Annotated in this window: 19 protein-coding genes and 5 pseudogenes; 20 read left to right on the forward strand and 4 right to left on the reverse strand. The window is 49.1% G+C overall.

What is annotated here, in order from left to right; genetic code table 11:
- Positions 1-110 precede the first annotated feature (110 nt).
- The 14 genes and pseudogenes from JZM30_RS06015 (at position 111) to JZM30_RS06085 (ending at position 11,436) form a co-directional block, all read left to right on the forward strand.
- Positions 111-422, forward strand: coding sequence for a hypothetical protein (locus JZM30_RS06015; protein ID WP_252317904.1), 312 nt, complete (start codon positions 111-113; stop codon positions 420-422).
- Positions 410-1,798 (forward strand): AMP-binding protein, encoded by a 1,389-nt coding sequence (locus tag JZM30_RS06020; RefSeq protein WP_252318013.1) that lies wholly within the window; start codon positions 410-412, stop codon positions 1,796-1,798. The genes JZM30_RS06015 and JZM30_RS06020 overlap by 13 nt, the downstream gene beginning before the upstream one ends.
- A gap of 70 nt (positions 1,799-1,868) precedes the next feature.
- A pseudogene (locus JZM30_RS23540) lies at positions 1,869-3,131 on the forward strand (2-hydroxyacyl-CoA dehydratase).
- 219 nt (positions 3,132-3,350) lie between these two features.
- Positions 3,351-4,688 (forward strand): GntP family permease, encoded by a 1,338-nt coding sequence (locus tag JZM30_RS06035; protein WP_252317905.1) that lies wholly within the window; start codon positions 3,351-3,353, stop codon positions 4,686-4,688.
- A 129-nt stretch (positions 4,689-4,817) separates the two neighbouring features.
- Complete coding sequence (locus JZM30_RS06040; RefSeq protein ID WP_252317906.1) at positions 4,818-5,363, forward strand: acyl-CoA dehydrogenase family protein; 546 nt, start codon at positions 4,818-4,820, stop codon at positions 5,361-5,363.
- Positions 5,360-5,440: pseudogene (locus tag JZM30_RS06045) on the forward strand (hypothetical protein); the annotation flags it as partial. The gene JZM30_RS06040 and the pseudogene JZM30_RS06045, both read left to right, overlap by 4 nt.
- A 74-nt stretch (positions 5,441-5,514) precedes the next feature.
- Positions 5,515-5,988 carry an acyl-CoA dehydrogenase family protein gene (locus JZM30_RS06050; protein ID WP_252317907.1) on the forward strand — a complete coding sequence of 158 codons (474 nt, stop codon included), beginning with the start codon at positions 5,515-5,517 and terminating at the stop codon, positions 5,986-5,988.
- Between the two features lie 99 nt (positions 5,989-6,087).
- A pseudogene (fixA, locus tag JZM30_RS06055) lies at positions 6,088-6,863 on the forward strand (putative electron transfer flavoprotein FixA).
- Between the two features lie 20 nt (positions 6,864-6,883).
- The gene (locus JZM30_RS06060) at positions 6,884-7,699 is read left to right on the forward strand and encodes an FAD-binding protein (RefSeq protein WP_252317908.1); all 816 of its coding nucleotides are present in this window, start codon (positions 6,884-6,886) and stop codon (positions 7,697-7,699) included.
- Positions 7,593-7,823 carry an FAD-binding protein gene (locus JZM30_RS06065; protein WP_252317909.1) on the forward strand — a complete coding sequence of 77 codons (231 nt, stop codon included), beginning with the start codon at positions 7,593-7,595 and terminating at the stop codon, positions 7,821-7,823. Before JZM30_RS06060 ends, JZM30_RS06065 begins: the two co-directional genes overlap by 107 nt.
- Positions 7,824-7,847: 24 nt before the next feature.
- Positions 7,848-9,132: pseudogene (locus tag JZM30_RS06070) on the forward strand (FAD-dependent oxidoreductase).
- On the forward strand, positions 9,129-9,413 hold the full coding sequence (locus JZM30_RS06075) for a ferredoxin family protein (RefSeq protein WP_252317910.1): 285 nt from the start codon (positions 9,129-9,131) through the stop codon (positions 9,411-9,413). The pseudogene JZM30_RS06070 and the gene JZM30_RS06075 overlap by 4 nt, the downstream one beginning before the upstream one ends.
- Before the next feature lie 113 nt (positions 9,414-9,526).
- Positions 9,527-10,747 carry an ISL3 family transposase gene (locus tag JZM30_RS06080; RefSeq protein WP_252317149.1) on the forward strand — a complete coding sequence of 407 codons (1,221 nt, stop codon included), beginning with the start codon at positions 9,527-9,529 and terminating at the stop codon, positions 10,745-10,747.
- 290 nt (positions 10,748-11,037) lie between these two features.
- The gene (locus JZM30_RS06085; RefSeq protein ID WP_252317911.1) at positions 11,038-11,436 is read left to right on the forward strand and encodes a hypothetical protein; all 399 of its coding nucleotides are present in this window, start codon (positions 11,038-11,040) and stop codon (positions 11,434-11,436) included.
- Positions 11,437-11,552: 116 nt separating this feature from the next.
- Here the strand turns inward: JZM30_RS06085 and JZM30_RS06090 are convergent, their stop codons facing one another.
- On the reverse strand, positions 11,553-11,927 hold the full coding sequence (locus tag JZM30_RS06090) for a hypothetical protein (RefSeq protein ID WP_252317912.1): 375 nt from the start codon (positions 11,925-11,927) through the stop codon (positions 11,553-11,555).
- Positions 11,928-12,179: 252 nt separating this feature from the next.
- Positions 12,180-12,275: a protein MgtS gene (gene mgtS / locus JZM30_RS06095; protein ID WP_195312406.1), complete on the reverse strand. Its 96-nt coding sequence runs from the start codon at positions 12,273-12,275 to the stop codon at positions 12,180-12,182.
- Between the two features lie 245 nt (positions 12,276-12,520).
- Here mgtS and JZM30_RS06100 point away from each other — a divergent pair, with 245 nt between their 5' ends.
- Entirely contained in the window at positions 12,521-12,691 is a 171-nt protein-coding gene (locus JZM30_RS06100; protein ID WP_252317913.1) for an NUDIX domain-containing protein, read from the forward strand.
- Between the two features lie 27 nt (positions 12,692-12,718).
- On the forward strand, positions 12,719-12,943 hold the full coding sequence (locus JZM30_RS06105; RefSeq protein WP_252317914.1) for an NUDIX hydrolase: 225 nt from the start codon (positions 12,719-12,721) through the stop codon (positions 12,941-12,943).
- Positions 12,944-13,003: 60 nt separating this feature from the next.
- Here the strand turns inward: JZM30_RS06105 and JZM30_RS06110 are convergent, their stop codons facing one another.
- Positions 13,004-13,372: a DUF4186 domain-containing protein gene (locus JZM30_RS06110; RefSeq protein WP_252317915.1), complete on the reverse strand. Its 369-nt coding sequence runs from the start codon at positions 13,370-13,372 to the stop codon at positions 13,004-13,006.
- A 96-nt stretch (positions 13,373-13,468) separates the two neighbouring features.
- On the opposite strand from JZM30_RS06110, the gene JZM30_RS06115 reads away from it, so the two are divergent.
- Complete coding sequence (locus JZM30_RS06115) at positions 13,469-13,897, forward strand: universal stress protein (RefSeq protein ID WP_252317916.1); 429 nt, start codon at positions 13,469-13,471, stop codon at positions 13,895-13,897.
- Between the two features lie 40 nt (positions 13,898-13,937).
- On the opposite strand, the gene JZM30_RS06120 is transcribed toward JZM30_RS06115, so the two are convergent.
- The gene (locus JZM30_RS06120) at positions 13,938-14,123 is read right to left on the reverse strand and encodes a GhoT/OrtT family toxin (RefSeq protein WP_252317917.1); all 186 of its coding nucleotides are present in this window, start codon (positions 14,121-14,123) and stop codon (positions 13,938-13,940) included.
- A gap of 370 nt (positions 14,124-14,493) precedes the next feature.
- Between JZM30_RS06120 and JZM30_RS06125 the strand changes: the two genes are divergently transcribed.
- From JZM30_RS06125 to JZM30_RS24600, 3 genes and pseudogenes are all read left to right on the forward strand, one after another.
- On the forward strand, positions 14,494-14,775 hold the full coding sequence (locus tag JZM30_RS06125; protein WP_252317918.1) for an Arc family DNA-binding protein: 282 nt from the start codon (positions 14,494-14,496) through the stop codon (positions 14,773-14,775).
- A 139-nt stretch (positions 14,776-14,914) separates the two neighbouring features.
- Positions 14,915-15,190, forward strand: a complete 276-nt coding sequence (locus JZM30_RS06130) for a hypothetical protein (RefSeq protein WP_252317919.1) — start codon at positions 14,915-14,917, stop codon at positions 15,188-15,190.
- A gap of 712 nt (positions 15,191-15,902) precedes the next feature.
- Positions 15,903-17,505 (forward strand): annotated as a pseudogene (locus JZM30_RS24600) (methyl-accepting chemotaxis protein).
- The last annotated feature ends 3 nt before the right edge of the window (positions 17,506-17,508 follow it).

The raw sequence follows: 17,508 nt of genomic DNA on the forward strand, positions 1-17,508 counted from the left end.
TACTTTATTCATTTTTATCTTTAGCGGAAATCAAGTGTGGGCGTAAATCACAATTTTTATTCTTTGGTGAAAATGACGAAAAAAGTTCGCAATTTATCAAGAATATGCCCGTGCGCACTTTCACAATAAACGCATTAAAACGGGCTGAGAAAATAACCCATCACGGAATTAGAACAGTACTGAGTAGGTTTTTTGTGAATCTATTAACGACCACCGTTGGCGAATGCTTAAATAAAGCAGCGATGCGTAATCCATCCGGTGTGGCATTGATTACCGCTCAAGGTGGGACGTCACTGACTTGGCAGGAATTAAGTGATGAGGTTCATCAGGTCGCTCGTGGATTACTGGTTTCCGGATTAAAAAAGGTGATCGACTGGGGCTTTGGTCTGCAAACAGTGTTGAATGGATCATCTGTTTTTTAGCTGCCGCTAACATCAGTGTGGTGGTGGTTGGCCTTAATTTTCAGTTTCAGAAAAGGGAAATTCTCAATTTACTCCACTTAACCCACATTGATGTTCTGTGTTTCTCGGACGGTTTTCGAGATAATGACTTCGCGGCCGCGGTTGCTGAACTGGTGCAAGAGACATCACTGTCACATTTGCGCTTAACTATTGCCCTGGAAAAGAAAACACTTCCTGGCACATTGTCGCTCAACGAAATAAAAGTGCTCGGTACGGCATTGTCATCGAGGGATTATCAGCAGGCACAAGTGCAAAGCAGCGATCTGCTGACATTGCAACTGACGTCCGGAAGCACTGCGGCACCCAAGCGGGTAATGCTCAGTCATCATAGCGTTATTAATAATGCACTGTTCTCTGCCCAGCGTTTGGTGGTGACGCGCGCGGATACGCTGTGTCTGGCTGTGCCGCTGTTTCATTGTTTCGGGCTCTCTTCCGGGCTGCTGTTTGCCTTTCATCAGGGATGCAAAATAGTGTTGCTGAATAACTACAGCGCCGAGGCTATGCTTAAGACCATTGAGCGCTATGGTTGTACTATTTTGCATGGTGTTCCTACTATTTTCAGCCGCCTTATGCAGCACGATGCGTTCACGCAGTATGATGTTTCCAGCCTGGATAAGGGCATCGTAGCTGGAGCCTACTGCTCGCCGTGCCTGATATCGGATATTACGCAGCATCTTGGCATGCGGCATCTTGCCGTCTCTTATGGTCAGACTGAAACGTCCCCCTGTTGTACCCAAACGCTGTTTAACGATCCGCTGGTCGTCAAATGTTTTTCAGTTGGCAAACCGCTGCCTTTTGTTGAAATAAAGATTATTCACACCAAATCCGGTGCGCTTTGCCCCAGCGGGGTTTCGGGTGAAATCTGTTCACGAGGGTTCCATGTGATGCGGGGGTATGACGATGCCCCGGAACAAACGCGCGCCGTACTCGACAATGAAGGGTGGTTACATACCGGTGACGTGGGTTTTATGGATGCCGAAGGGTATTTACATTACTCCTATCGCCTAAAAGAGATCATCGTGCGCGGTGGTGAAAATATCAGCCCACGAGAAATAGAAGAAGCGATTTTAGAATATCCAGGCATTGAGATTGTTAAGGTATTCGGCATTGAGTCGGGGGCGCTGGGAGAGGAGATTATTGCTGCTCTCTGCGTTAAGCCTGGTTATCACATCAACGAATCAATGCTGAGTGAATTTTTAATTCATCAGGTGGCGCGTTACAAGATTCCCGCGCAATTTAATTTTTTAGCACAGTTTCCTTATACCCCCTGCGGGAAAATTGATGTCCAGCAGTTGAAATTATTAACCCATGCCACAGAGAACAGCGAAAAGACATAAATTTCGGTTGGGAATAATGATATTTCACACATTATGCCGTGAGCCAAAATAATCGATCAAGGAGAAGAGTATGGCGAAGAAAAAAGCATTGACGGACGTTACCGTGGTAGAACTGGCGACCTTTATAGCCGTGCCTGCTGCCGGACGTATTCTGGCAGACATGGGAGCAAACGTAATTAAAATAGAATCTCTGGATGGGGATAATTTACGTTACACCGCGCCAACGGAAGGTCGTCCGTTAGATCAGCATGAAAACACCACCTTTGACCTGGAGAGTGCCAATAAACGCGGCATTGCGCTCAACACCAAAACGGCCACCGGGCAAAAAATATTATTTCAACTACTGGAAAAGGAAGACATTTTCCTGACTAACTGGCGGCCAAAAGCGCGCGATCGTGCTGGTTTGGATTATGAAACCCCGAAACAAAAATTCCCCCATCTGGTTTATGCCTGCGTCACTGGCTATGGAGACACCGGCCCAGATCAGGATTTGCCCGGCTTTGATTACACCGCATTTTATGCGCGTGGCGGTATTTTGGGATCGCTGTATCAGAAAGGCACGGTGCCGATGAACGTGATTCCGGTGCTGTGCGACACCTTGAAATGCCTGGGGCAAAACTGGAAGGTAGGGGTGCCGCAAGTGCCCTTTATCCAACTGGTACACCCACAGAATCGGGCCATTCCAGCCGGTATTGCGTTTTTGACTGAACAGTATCAGCGAATTGTCCAACAGTTAGGGCAGATATCCGGACAGTCTGTCACACCGCAAGCACTCGATCGCGCCATTGAGCTGTTTAATCAGCATCGTGCTGTGCTGCGTGAGTTCTCACTGGTTGCCGCTCGCCATCCGCGTATAATCAGTCCTCTGATGCGCAACACCGTGATAAAAAACGGCTATTTCATGGACGTTGTCGAACACACCCAGTGTGTGCGTGAAATCATCGCACTGTGCACAGCATTACCCACAGTGCAGTGGGAGGGGCATAACATTGTGGTGACCGGCATCATTGCGGACAGCCCTGCTATTCTGCAAATTTTTGCTGACAATCATATGGCAATCGTGGCCGATGAAGTGGCTCACGAATCCCGCCAGTTCCGGCAAGACGTTCCTCCAGACAGCGATCCCTACCATCGCCTGGCCTTGCAGATTTCCCAGCTCTAAGGGTGCTCATTGCTACATGATCCCGAGAAGAAACGGGGCAGTCTATTGGTCGACATGGTGCGGAAAAATAATGCGCAGGGCGTGGTGTATCTGTTAACCAAGTTTTGCGATCCAGAAGAGTTTGATGCACCCATTATCAAAAAACAGCTCGATAAGAAAGGTATTCCCTAGATTATTATCGAAATCGATCAACAAACAAAAAGTTATGAGCAGGCGCGAACCGCGTTACAAACTTTTGCCGATGTGCTGTCAGCATAAATGAATGCGTGACGATGGGTAAATTAATAACGCTGGGTTGAATGCGGAATATTAAACCGCGTTCAACGAAGGTGGATGGTTATTTAATTTAATCATCTCTGACGCTAATAAATAAATAGGAGAGAGAATATCATGGGTATTTTCTGTTTGATTCTCGGATTAATTATTTTGATGGTGATGTGTATAAAAGGCATACACATCTTTATTTCTGTCTTTACAGCCAGCCTGTTTTTAGCCGTGACGGCATGGTTAACCTCGCCAGATGGATTGAATCCGCTGGATGCAATATTAAAAATCTACACCACAGGGCTTGGCAGCTATTTCGGTGCCTTCTTTTTTATTTTTGTACTGGGGGCCATATTCGGCAAGCTGACGGCCATCAGCGGTGCGGCTGACAGCGTGGCATCGTTCATCATCGGTAAGTTTGGTGAAAGGGCGGTAATCCCCTCGTTGGTGGCAGCCTGTGCCATTCTGGCATATGGCGGCGTCTCGGTGTTTGTAGCGTTGTTTACCGTCTATTCCATGATGGTCAGCATGTTCAAAAAGGCCAATTTGCCGCGCAGGCTGATCCCCGCCGTCTATTTTGCAGGAGCGGGCACCTTTGTCATGATCATGCCGGGTTCACCGCAAATCCAGAACCTGATCCCGATGAAGTTTCTCGGCACCTCAGCCACCGCGGGATTAGTGCCGGGGTTATTGACAGCTGCATTTCAGGCGACATTGGTGATCTTCTATCTGTCATGGCTGTTTCGCAAAGTGAAAGCCAGCGGAGAAGGGTGGGTGGATGGCGATGCCGCCGCCGGGAAAAGCAATGCTACGCAAAGTGCGGCAAAAGATAAGCCGCAGCCCCATGTGATCATTGCGCTGCTGCCGATGCTGCTGTTGCTGTCGGTGCTGAATATTTTGAAATGGGACCCGGCAATTGTACTGTTTTGCGCCATCGTTTCGGCACTGATTATTTACGCTCGCTATCTCAATTGGAAAGAGATTATTGGCAACCTTGCCGCAGGCACTATGGAGGGCGTGATTTCTCTGTTTAACACTGCGGTTATCGTCGGTTTTGGCGCGCTGGTCATGAAGCTGCCTGCGTTTCAGGAATCCTTTCAGGCGATCGCGCACTCCGGGCTGAATCCGTTGATGGTGACCGCCATTGCTGTTGGCGCGTTGGTGTTTATCAGTGGCTCCGGCTCGGGGGCGCTCAGTATCGCCATACCGCTGATTGCCTCTATGTTTCCGGCGGCGGTGGTGGATCAGGGCGCATTGCACCGCGTGGTAACCATGGCTTGCATGAGTACTACGCCGCCTTTTAACGGATTGATTATTACCGTACTGAGTGTGTGTGGTGTCAGACATAAACAGGCATATGGTCCGGTCGGTATGCTGACGCTGGCCATTCCATTGGTTGCCATGGACTTTATGCTGCTGCTTTATGCCGTGTTGCCCGCCTCTATCACCATACTCGGCGGCTAAAACCCTCTTTTAATCAGAGCGTGATCTACTCCGGTGCACGGTAATTATCGCTATAACTGCGTACCGAAAAAAATGAAACACCAGGGAATAGATATTGCTATTCCAGAAAAATTATCGGGAGACGTAAATATGAATTTCGAACTTAACGAAGAGCAAACGCTGATTCGTAATATGGTCAGAGAGTTTGTGGACAGCGATATTAAACCCATTGCCGCTATTATTGATAAACAGCACCGTTTCCCGCAGGAAAGTATTGCTCCCATGGCTGAATTAGGCCTGTTTGGTTTTAATATTAACGAGGCATTTGGCGGCAGCGATGCCGATGCTGTCAGCTATATCCTGGCGACGGAAGAAATGGCAAAGGTAAGTGCGGCTCATGCCATGATCATGGGATCGCAATGTTCCCTGACCGGACCAATCATTCAGAAATATGCTGATGCGCAAACACAGCAGCGCTTGCTGCCAAAAGTGGTGACGGGGGAAAGCCTTGGCTGTTTCTGTCTGTCTGAGCCGAGCGCCGGATGCGATGCCGCTGCACAGCAGACTACCGCAATGCATCAGGGCGATAGCTATATCATAAATGGCTCCAAGCTCTGGATCACAGCAGCACCGCAGCACCGCAGCACCGCAGCACCGCAGCACCGCAGGGGGCATTCTTTATCGTGTTTGCTATGACCGACAAAAGCCAAGGGGTGAAGGGTATTACCGCATTTCTGGTTGAGCGAGATAACCCCGGCATTAGTATCGGACTGCCGGAAGAGAAAATGGGGATGAACGGCTCTGATACCTGTGCCGTCAGCTTTAGCGACTGTGTGGTGCCTGCCCGTTGTCGCTTGGGTGCGGAGGGGAAGGATTTGCTATCGCCATGGAAACGCTGGATGGCGGTCGGCTCAGTTGCTCGGCGATTGCACTGGGCATTGCCCAAAGTGCACTCGATGCCACGCTCACGTACACCAAAGAACGTATTCAGTTCGGCAAACCGGTTGCCGCCAATCAAGGGGTACAGTGGATGCTGGTGGAGATGGCTACCCGGGTTGATTGTGCCCGCATGCTGGTCTATCGTGCCGCCGCCGCCAAAATGGCCGGACACACCTACACCCGCGAAGCCGCACAAGCCAAGCTTTATGCTTCTGAAACCGCCACCTATGTCACTCAAAAAGCAGTGCAATTGCATGGTGGCATGGGCTACACCTCGTCTTACCCGGTTGAACGACTGATGCGGGAAGCGAAGCTGACAGAGATCTTCGAAGGCACCAGCGAAGTACAACGCATGGTGATCGCTAAACATATTTTGGCCTGAATCAGGCTACTGACCCGTTGGTCACAGTGATCTCCTGCATCTTGTGGCCCGTTTCAATCACTCTTATTTTTTCAGGCATCTTTAGGGAGAGTACTCACTATGAGACTTATCGCCTGCTGCAAAATCGTCCATGACGAGCAAGACATCACCACCAACGCCGATCGTTCGCTGTGTGTGGATAATGCCAATCTGAAAATCAGCCTCTACGATCTCAATGCATTAGAGGCGGCAACGGTGCTAGCAAGCGAACAGCCCGATAGCCAACTGACGGCACTCAGTGTGGGCAGTAAGACCCTGCTGGAAAACGCCAGAATTCGTAAGGACGTGCTGTCTCGAGGGCCGGATGCGTTGACGGTGATTGCCGATGACGCCTGTGACGGGGCTATCCAACCGAAACGGCACAGATTCTGGCCTGCGCCGCTCAGAAGCTAGGCTTCGATCTGATTATCTGTGGCGAAGGTTCTGGCGATCTCTATGCACAACAAACCGGTATCCAGATAGGCGAGCGGCTCGATCTGCCCTGCGTCAATGCGGTCAGCAAAATCACGGTTGTCGGCGATAAAGTGCGCGTTGAACGCGATCTCGAAGATGTGGTTGAAGAACTGGAACTGACATTGCCCGCGGTGATCTCCGTGACGTCGGATATCAACACGCCACGCCTGCCCTCAATGAAGGCAATTCTCGCCGCGAGTAAAAAAACGGTGACCCAATGGAGTCTGGCTGATGTGGCCTGTGACATCGGACCGCTAACGGCTACCCGTGCGAGTGCCTGTGCACCGGAACAGACCGACAGGCTTGGCATCTGCATTGAAGGCGATTCGGACGATAATATCGCCGCCTTTGCCGATCATCTTCGTAACGTGCTGAATCAATAACCCTACGCAAGGAATCCATCATGGCTACGCTATTACCTCTTGTTTTTGTTTACGCCGACAGTGCGGATCGTCTTGCCGGATTAATTGCCAACGCCCGCCAGTGGGGCGAGAAAGTTAACGTTTTATTTGTGGGAGATGAACAGCAGGTGAAGGCATGCGTCAATCTTGGCGCCAATATTGTGTATCGCTTCACGCCTCAGGAAGGTGTTATCAGCGAAGACTATGTGCCGTCGTTTGTCAGCATTATTCGCGAATCGTGGCCTCAGGCACTGGTGTTGCTGGCAGCCAGCAAACGTGGCAAGGCCATTGCCGCTCGACTGGGTGCACAACTTAATACTGCTGTGGTCAACGATGTTATTCACCTGCGAGTGGAAGAAGACGGCGTGTTTGCCTCTTATCCGTTCTACGGTGGTCTGGCTCATGAAACGCAACAGTTGCTCTCGCCTTATGCTGTGGTCACCTGCGGCAGTAGCGCTGAGGGAAACGTTAACGGCACAGCTAGTGCGAGTGTAAAACCGGGCGCTTTTATTCCGCCGGCGCATCCGCTGAAACTGATTTCACGTCGGTCTAAACCCGGCAGCACGGTCGATCTCGCCAAGGCGAAGCGTGTGGTCGGCGTCGGGCGGGGTTTTGGCAAACAGCAGGATGTCGAACTGGCGACGGCACTGGCTCGGGCGATTCAGGGGGAAGTGGGTTGCTCGCACCCCATTGCAGAGGGGGGAAGGCTGGATGGAACATCAGCGCTATATCGGCGTTTCCGGTACCACGCTGCACGCCGATCTCTATATTGCCTCCGGTGTGTCTGGGCAGATCCAGCATATGGTCGGTGTGAATAACGTCAAGACGCTGGTTGCCATCAACAAAGACAAGAATGCCCCGATTTTAAACAGCGTTGATTACGGCATCGTCGGCGATCTTTATAAAATTCTCCCGGTATTGACCGCCAGGTTAAACGGTTAACGCAAGGAAAAGGATTAACACACTATGGCAGACGATATTTTTGACGCCATCATCGTGGGGGGAGGGCTGGCCGGTGCCACAGCCGCCTACGTATTGGCACAAGCCGGGCTGGATGTGCTGGTGATCGAACGCAGCAATGTCTCGGGTGGAAAAAATATGACGGGTGGGCGGCTCTATGCCCACAGTCTAGAGCGCATCATGCCGGGATTTGCCGAGCGCGCACCGATGGAACGGCAGGTCACACGAGAGAAAATCTCCATGCTCACGGCGGATAGCGGTGTCACACTGGACTACCAGCACGCGGCTTCTGCGCTGCCCGAGGCGTGTTCTTACACCGTGTTACGTGCCACGTTCGATCCCTGGTTGATGGGAGGACAGAGGCGGCGGACGCGCTACTGATCCCCGGCGTACGCGTCGATGAATTGATCGTGCGTGAGGGCAAGGTATGCGGCGTGAGGGCGGGCGAAGACGAAATTGAAGCGCGCGTGGTGATTCTGGCTGACTGGGTTAATTCACTGTTGGGGGAAAAGCTGGGCATGGTGCGTCATGTTAATCCCCATACCGTGGCAGTGGGGGTTAAAGAACTGCTGGCGTTTACCCCGGAACAGATGGCCGAGCGTTTCGGTTGTTCAGGAGACGACGGCTGGCCTGGTTGTTTGCAGGCACGACTTCTGAGGGGCTGATGGGGGGAGGATTCCTGTATACCAACAAGAACACCGTTTCATTAGGTTTGGTGCTCGGCTTGCACAACGTAGACAAGCTGGCCAAAAGCGTGCCGCAACTGCTGGAGGATTTCAAGCAACATCCGCTGGTTGCCCCGTTGGTCTGCGATGGCAAGCTGCTGGAATACTCCGCGCATCTGGTGCCTGAAGGCGGTTTGGATATGGTGCCGGAACTGATCGGAGACGGTGTGCTGATTGCTGGTGATGCTGCCGGTTTCTGTCTGAACGTTGGCTATACGGTACGCGGGATGGATCTGGCTATTGCCTCTGGCGAAGCTGCCGCCAAAGCTATTATCGCTGCCAAACAGCGCGACGATTTCAGCCGACAGGGGCTGTCTGGCTATCAGATGCTGTTGGATGAAAGCTTCGTTATCAAAGATATGACGCTGTATAAAAACTTGCCTGCGTTTTTAGACAATCCGCGTTTTTTCAGCGCTTATCCGGCGATGATGACGGGCATGATGCAGGATTTGTTCACGGTTAACGGCCCGCAACGTCCGCTGCGTAATAAGATGCTCTCCCACATCGGTAAGGTGGGCGTCATAAACATGCTTAAAGATGGCTTCAAGGGAGTGCGTTCGCTATGAGTAACGTCAATGTGGATATCAAGTTGGGGGTTAACAAGTTTTATGTTGATGAGGGCAATCCGCACATTGTACTGATGGCTAACCCTGACCCGGTGGAGTTCAACAAGCTGATGTTAGCCTGCCCGGCAGGGCTGTATAAACAGGATGAGCGAGGCCAATATCTGTTTGATTCCGCAGAGTGTCTGGAGTGCGGTACCTGCCGCGTGCTGTGCGGGGACACCATTCTGGAGAAATGGACCTTTCCCGTCGGGACCCAAGGGGTTGAATTTCGCTATGGTTGAGTGGGTAGTTTCCAACGGGTGAAGATATGCTATGCTGTATGTAATTGGGTCTTCCCTTGTTGTGGTGGCTGAAGGCATGATAATGGCGTATTAAATCGCCAGAGGTCACCACCATGGACGAAAAGTCTCTCTACGCTCATATCCTCAACCTGTCTATTCCGTGGCAGGTAAAGTCTCTTTCTCTCGATGAAAATGCCGGTTCTGTTACCGTTACAGTTGAGATTGCGAAAAACACTCAGTTAACCTGTCCAACCTGCGGGAAATCTTGTCCTATTCACGATCACCGACATCGTAAATGGCGCCATCTCGATACCTGTCAGTTCGCGACAATAGTCGAAGCTGATGTACCCCGTATTATGTGCCCGGAGCATGGCTACCAGACGCTGTCTGTTCCATGGGCCGGCCCCGGTAGCCGGTATACGCTGTTGTTCGAGTCGTTCGTTATCTCATGGCTGAAAATCAGCACCGTGGATGCCGTCAGGAAACAGCTGAGGCTGAGCTGGAATGCTGTCGATAATATTATGCAACGGGCGGTTAAGCGTGGACTGGCCCGTCGAAAAACACCTCAGGCCGCACGTCATCTCTGTGTTGATGAGGTCGCTTTCAAAAAGGGGCATCAGTACGTCACCGTTATCTCTGATACCCAAGGACAGGCATTGGAACTCAAAGATGATCGCGGAGTTGAAAGTCTTGCTGGCTATCTCCGGAGTCTGGGTGACCGCCAGATTGAATCCATTAAAACCCTGTCGATGGACATGAATCTATCCTATATAAGCGCAGCGCGGCTCCATCTGCCTAACGCGGTGGAGAAGATCGCGTTCGACCACTTCCATGTAGCGAAAATGCTCTGTGCCGTCGTAGATAAAACACGACAGTTGGAGATGAAAACCATCCCGTTACCGGCACGAAAAAGTGCACATCGTTCCCGTTATCTGTGGTTGTACGGTCGCCATAAACGTCATGGTCGAATAGCAGAAAGACTGGAAGCAGCGCAGATGGTTCTGCCTGATACCAGCCGTTGCTGGGCAATGAAGGCGCTGGCCCGGGAACTCTGGAACCGCCGGTATGACGAACACAGCAGGCGTCTGTGGCTGGAATGGATAGGGATGGCAAAAGACGTTGGTGTCCCGCTACTAAGCAGCGCCGCCCGGACGTTACGTAAACGACTGTACGGGATCCTGAATGCCATGAAACACAGGGTATCAAACGGTAATGCAGAGTCACTAAACAGCAAGATAAGGCTGCTGCGGATCAAGTCCAGAGGATACCGGAACAAAGAACGCTTTAAGGTGGCAGTGATGTTCCATTACGGCAGGTTAAACATGTTGTTATAAGTCTCCCACCATGATAGGGGAAGACCCATTTATGTACAGCATTAAAGGCAAGGTGCTTTTGAGATAACCGTATTAATAATATGTAATTTGTGAGCGCACTCTGATTCTACCCATATCCTGATGTAAACGGCGGATATGGCCAAGTCATGGTTAAAACCTAAATAACAACAAAATAGCTTTCGTTTTTTGATAGAAACTCATCATTTTCCTAAAGAACGAAATATTGCCTATGACATGATCGGCGCTTATTTTTAATTAACTGTCATACAAATAAAAATTTAGGTGGTCTCATGCAATTATTTAAAACTATAGCGGTATTAACGATGGGGTTGTTATCAGGATGCGATGCGCAACAGGCGGAAGACAGTAACAAGAGCAACAATCATGTGCAGGCAGATAGTTCTGTACCGCTCATTATCGCGTTAAAAGACAGAGGGGAGGGCTTTCAGGAAATTCCTTCGACGTTACTTATTAAGCAGACGGTATCCGGTGATTCCGTTGAGTCTCCTGAGCGTGCAACCGTGACCATTGAGGAAGATATTCCCACTGACGATTCAGTGGCTGCAATGCGTTATGTCTATCAATTATCAAAGAGGGATGACTCCTGGGAAATAGACAGCAAAGATATCAGTCAGCGTTGTGTCAGCGGTCGGGGGAGTGCAGATTTTTCTAAGGAACTTTGCCGCTAGCCTCATTCGGATAATTGCACTCGTTGAGCACGGTGACTGAATATCATGCTTAAAGAGGTTGGCATCGTGCCACCCGTGTTGTTTTCCAGGTGGCCCTATTTACGCTGCTACTACAGTCAGGCGATTTGCGTTTGCAAACCTTCCTTTGCCCTCTCTTTGATGCTTTCCTGGACTTTGTGAGTGACTCTACTCTGTTCTTCGGGCGGCATAGCCTCAAACTCTTCTTTGGAGATCCCCATCGAGGCCAGAACCGTGAAAAAGAGTCGATCCTCAGGAGACATCTCAAGCCATTCCTGCAATTCCTGTGCAGCAGTAGACTGGTGGGAGACTAGCTCTGGTTGGGCACTGACCGAGTTTTCTTGTTGAGCTGGATGTTCTTTCGCTACCGCTTTTTTTAACTCAATATCGAAAGCATTTCCTTGCGATGCAACCAGGCGTGATGCTGATGATGTCAAAGCGGTACGCGTAGCCAATGTTTCAATAATCGACATTCGTATTTTCCTGAGCAAAGTGGGGAAATACGATAATGCTACTTTTTCAGGGATCCAATTTGGATGGTAACCACGATAATTGTGGCTAAATTACCGGATAGACGCAAATCATTGGTTTAGTGAGATTAACGGTGAGATGAGTAAGCGGAGGGTAATGAGCGAACGGTATAGTTAGGAAGCAAATTAAAAGTTACCTCCTCTCTAGCCATGATGGCACGAGAGGAGTCATCGATTGGGGGGGATCAGTGTTCATCAGTCATCCCATTTAGGGCTAAAGAAAGCGATAATAAAACCTACCGCCACGATAACAGCGAGTACGCTGATAAATACATTTTCGTTTGCCAACATGGTAAAACTCCTTGAGTTAAGTAATTCGATAGATAATCCTCTGCGATAAAAACAGCCTGACTAAATGTCAACGAGAATTCTAAGATATACACCCTAAACGGGCTTTAAATAATAGCTACTTTTGGCTATGCTGTTGGAAAAGCGCGAAATTAAAAATAGTAGGATCATTTTTTGATCGCGATCTCAATTTGCTTTCACCACCTCAGGTAATCTTCTCGGCCTTTTTTGTTAAGGAAGCATTAGTTATGAGTAAGATAAGAGCGAAATCGGTCTGCCTTTTCCGCCACAAAGGGCGGGTGCTGTTAGCGGAAGGGCACGACCCGGTCAAGAACTCGCATTATTTGTTACCCATCGGCGGTGGCGTTGATTTTGGTGAAACCTCTGAGGCTGCGGCCATCCGTGAAGTCAAAGAATAGATTGGCGCTGATGCCGTTGATCTGACGTTGTTGGGCGTATCAGAGAATATTTTCGAATACAACGGAAAACCGGGTCACGAAATCGTTTTTGTTTATGAAGGCCAGTTTGCCGATAAGGCCTTTTATCAGCGTGATGTGGTTCACGGGGTTGAGTCCAATGGTATGCCGATTGTGATGCGCTGGATCGATCAGACGGCTGTGCTAAGTGATGTGCTAGCCGTGTTTCCTGATGGCATAAAGGACATGTTATAGCCCGCGTTGCTGATGCGTAAATCGGTGCCTGGCATAGTCCACTTTGGCGGCACACCGCTGTTATTCCTGTATCGTTGGCTCTCGCTTGGCGATTTCCCGTTCCAACCATGCCATCACGACGCTCACGATGTAGTCTTGTTCTTGTTGGCTAAGCGCTTGGTGCGCTGCAATACCATGCCATTTTGTTAAACACCCCCGACAGCAGGTCGCGGTGGCATGTTGCGCAATAAATACAGGATGGCCGCGCATTGGGGTCTGTTTGCCATCATTGCGTGGTTCGGTGGGCGCTAAGCGTTGGGCCACGAAATCGGCAGCATGTTGCTTGATGACATCGAAGCCCTTTTGATTCAGATAATTCAACTCTTTTGGCCCGAGAGCAAAACGTTGTCGAAATGCAGAGCGAGACAAACGTAAGAAAAGATCGCCCATAGAAAACCTACCTCACAGATTTATAAAGCGTTATTTTACATCATACGGAGGTGAGATATGCTTTTCTTAAGCGGGAAGCTGCAATAAGGAGCTGCTATGTATACGATGATACTGGTCCCTATCGATCTGGAAGAAGATGGATTAACGCAAAACGCCTTGCAGCATGCAGTACAGTTGGCAAAGGCGTCGGATGCCATGCTTCACTTGTTTCATGCCTTGCCCGATGCCTCCGCCTTCATGTCTGCCTACTCATTTGGTATCAAAGAGTTTGAGAATCAAGCCGTGGTCAAAGCAAACGAGGTGCTTAAAGCGCTGGTAGCAAAGACCGGTTTTCCGGCTGAGCGTGTGCACTATAGCGTAAGCTTTGGGTCTCCACGCGACGAGACATTGCAATTAGCGCAAGAGATTGGTGCGGATTTGATCGTGGTCGGCTCACGCAGACCCAATGTTAAAACCTATCTGCTTGGTTCTAATGCTGCGGCCATCGTTCGTCATGCAACGACGACAGTACTGGTCGTCAGATAGCGTTTTGTTGTTGTGCGGCGTTGTCCGTCAGGACGCGCCGCTACAGCAGTGAAAACAGTAATACCAGTGGAAAGCTGAGCGGCCAGGTCAGCCCGATCAGTGCTGAGGCCAGAAAACGCATCAACAGGGATTTATCTCGGCTCAGCGAAAACGTTATCACCATCGCAATGATGGCACCCAACAAGTAGGCATGCTTGATAAATTCCCAGACGGCGTGGTGTGACACAGCAGGTTCCTTTTCGTGGCGGCGCGTTATTCTAATGTGTTAATATATTATGATCAACGCGTTAAGTTTGATGTTGTGGCACCGATCGCAAATCATTTACCTTCTCTCCATTGTAAGTAAAATAATTGGCTTACCAATAATTATTATTGTCATCTCTTTTCGCAATAATTCAGGTTGCAGACCTGTGATGTTCCCATGATTGCTCTGTGTATGATGACTATCACACAGCGGTGTCGAAATAGGTAACTGACTGAGCCTGCGTAGCGTGGTGTCTTTTTCATGACGGAAATATTAAATTTTTGTGTCATGCTAGACTTCATCATACGACTAACATATCGTGTCCCTTTGTCTCTTAAAGAAAGGTAAGAAAATGAGTGAGGTATCCAGTTTATCCTTAAAGATCCCTCAAGAGTTGAAAGAGCAAATCAAAGCGGCTGCCTTAGAAAATCAGGTTTCCATTAGTGCAGAAGTGGCGGCGCGTTTGGCGAAAAGTTTTACTATTGCTGCTAAGGATAGCGTCGATGCTGAGCAGGCTGATGTAGATAACCAGCATACTGAAGAGGTTGTTGAACAACCATTGAGCCAGAAAGAATTGAAAAAGATCAGACAGTTGATAAAAGATAAAGGCAAGGGCACATCCAAGAAAAAGTGATGTTGCCAGATAAAACCTCACCGTATTGTTGATGACGGTGGTTTTTTTTGTCAGTAGCGATCCGTGCCGTGTTTTTGACGCCTTGTTTTAAGGTTTTTCCAGCCATGGCCGATGAAAAAAGTTTAGGCATTAGGGGGGCATGGAAGATGTTACTGGGTATATTAAAAGAAACACTCATTTTCAGCATCAGGATGATAACCTGTTTTATCGTTATGAGATTATTAAAAATGAGCACCGTGGTGGCTACTTCGCTATTATTTATTTGTCTGATAACCGTATTCATCAGGGTAGTAAAATACCGAGCTGGGAAATAACTATTCCTTTTATGCAATTGAAGTCAAATTACCTTCCTAATGCCAGAGTAGAGTGCGAATTACATTTTAATGAAACCCACAAAATTGCTGTTCTGCAGTGATGTTAATATTTTAATACCGCCTGGCGTATTCTGTGATTGATAAAACAATAATATTACTCCCCTGCTTGAAGGCAAGGGGGCAATACGTGCATTAACGACCGTTTGTTTTCTGATTATTATCTCTGCTGCGGGTAAGTCTCTTCGATTATTTATTCAAAAATGTTTTAAATTTATTAAGGCAAAATAGACACCGCCAGCAACTATAATTTACCTTGAATATAGGTAAATATGTGCATAATGATCGATTATGGTGGTATATGGGTTTTGTAAATAAAAATAGACATATAAATTTCATTTAATCAGTAAAGAAATCGTATAATATGCCGTTGAACATAAGTCTCTGGATTTGCGTGAATACAACCATACTCTGCATGAGAGTATGGATTTTTTCGTAACTATCAGAAAGATGACTTGTGTTCATCTTAATGATTTTTATTGAGTTATTTTATTGAAGGGACGCGGTGCGTCAAAGAGTGGCAAGGATTGTTCTAATGAACTGGTTTCAAGCAAGATTTAATGCCGCACTCACGCAGCTAGCATATTAGATTATCTCGCATGTGTGTCGCCATCCTTTGGTTGATGCAATGTGTTGATGTCAAATCCACAGGGATAAATAGCGCATACCGCTATTCAGTGAATAGACATTCTGTTGAATGAAACATTCAGCAATGGTGCCGTAACGTTTATAGTAAAGATGAATAAAGGAATTTATATGAATCTGTCAAATTGGCGTATTGGATATCGTCTAGGGATAGGGTTTTCACTCCTGGTATTAATGCTATTGATCGTCGGCGTGATGTCATTGGGACGACTGGCTGATTTTAACTCCCAGATAGACCGGATTGTGGCGAGTGACTATCCGCCCACAGTAAAGGGGAACCAACTGATTGGTGAACTTAATGGCTATGCACTTAGCCAACAACGCGTATTGTTGACGACATCAGAACAGGATATCAAAAAAGAGATGGAGTCGATGAAACAGCGAACGGTCACTGTTTCAGCCCTGATGGAAGACCTACGTAAATCCGCCAATGACTCGCGCTCGCAGGCGATATTACAGGACATTAATCAGGCGCGTGCAGATTTTCATACCTCCAGTACCAAGTTCGCTGGATTTATCAATAGCGGTGATACCACTGTGGCGCGCAACGAGTTTATGACGGCAACGGAGAAAAGCATTCAAGCTTACAAAGCCGCGATTAGCGCGTTTATTGACCACCGTGATGACCAGATGTCGCTCTCTCAGCAGCAGGTGGCGCAAAGCTATACCAACACTCGATTGCTGCTGGTGGGCATGATCCTTGCCGCGATTTTGCTGAGTGTGATCGTGGCTGCTGCTATCACACGCAGCGTCACCCATTCCGATTAACGAAGCACTGTCCATTGCTGAGCGTGTGGCGACTGGGGATCTTACTTCGGATATTCTTGTCACGCGTAAGGATGAAACCGGTTTATTGCTTCAGGCACTGAGAAATATGAATGACAGTCTGCGCCATATTGTCAGTCAGGTGAGGGATGGGTCGGAAAGCATACCCAGTGCCGCAGGCCAGATCGCCGCAGGCAATCAGGACTTGTCAGCGCGTACCGAAGAACAGGCCAGTTCGCTGGAGCAAACGGCTTCCTCAATGGAACAATTAACGGCGACTATCAAGAATACCGCAGATAATACCACGGAAGCGACACAGCTTGCCGCCCAGGGCTCACAAACGGTACGTGAGAGCGGCGAGTTGATGAATGATGTTACCACCGAAATGCGCGGCATTCGTGAATCCTCACAGCGGATGGCGGAAATTATCGGCGTGATTGATAGCATTGCTTTTCAAACTAATATTCTCGCTCTGAACGCGGCCGTAGAAGCCGCGCGTGCCGGCGAGCAGGGACGTGGTTTTGCTGTGGTAGCAAGCGAGGTCCGCGCATTGGCACAGCGCAGTGCGACGGCGGCGAAAGAAATTAAAGAGCTGATTGATGGCTCCGTGGAAAAGGTGCGCCAGGGGATGGTGCTGGTGGAAAAAACCGCCGTTTCCATGCAGACGCTGGTGACTAACGTTGAGGGGGTTAACGGCATCGTCACGGAGATTGCGCAGGCAAGCCGTGAGCAGAGCGATGGTGTGAATCAGATCAACCTGGCCGTGGGGCAGATAGATACCACGACCCAGCAAAACGCTGCGCTGGTTGAAGAATCTGCTGCTGCGGCACTGTCGTTGCAAGAGCAAGCTCAGGCGCTGACCAGTACGGTGAGCATTTTTAAACTGGGTAGTTATCACGAAGACCCTGTAGTGCATCAAGATCCACTGCGCATGTTGCCCGGCGCATAAGGC

The organism is Candidatus Symbiopectobacterium endolongispinus (assembly GCF_018777385.1).
In the GTDB taxonomy this organism is placed as follows: Bacteria; Pseudomonadota; Gammaproteobacteria; order Enterobacterales; family Enterobacteriaceae; genus Symbiopectobacterium; species Symbiopectobacterium endolongispinus.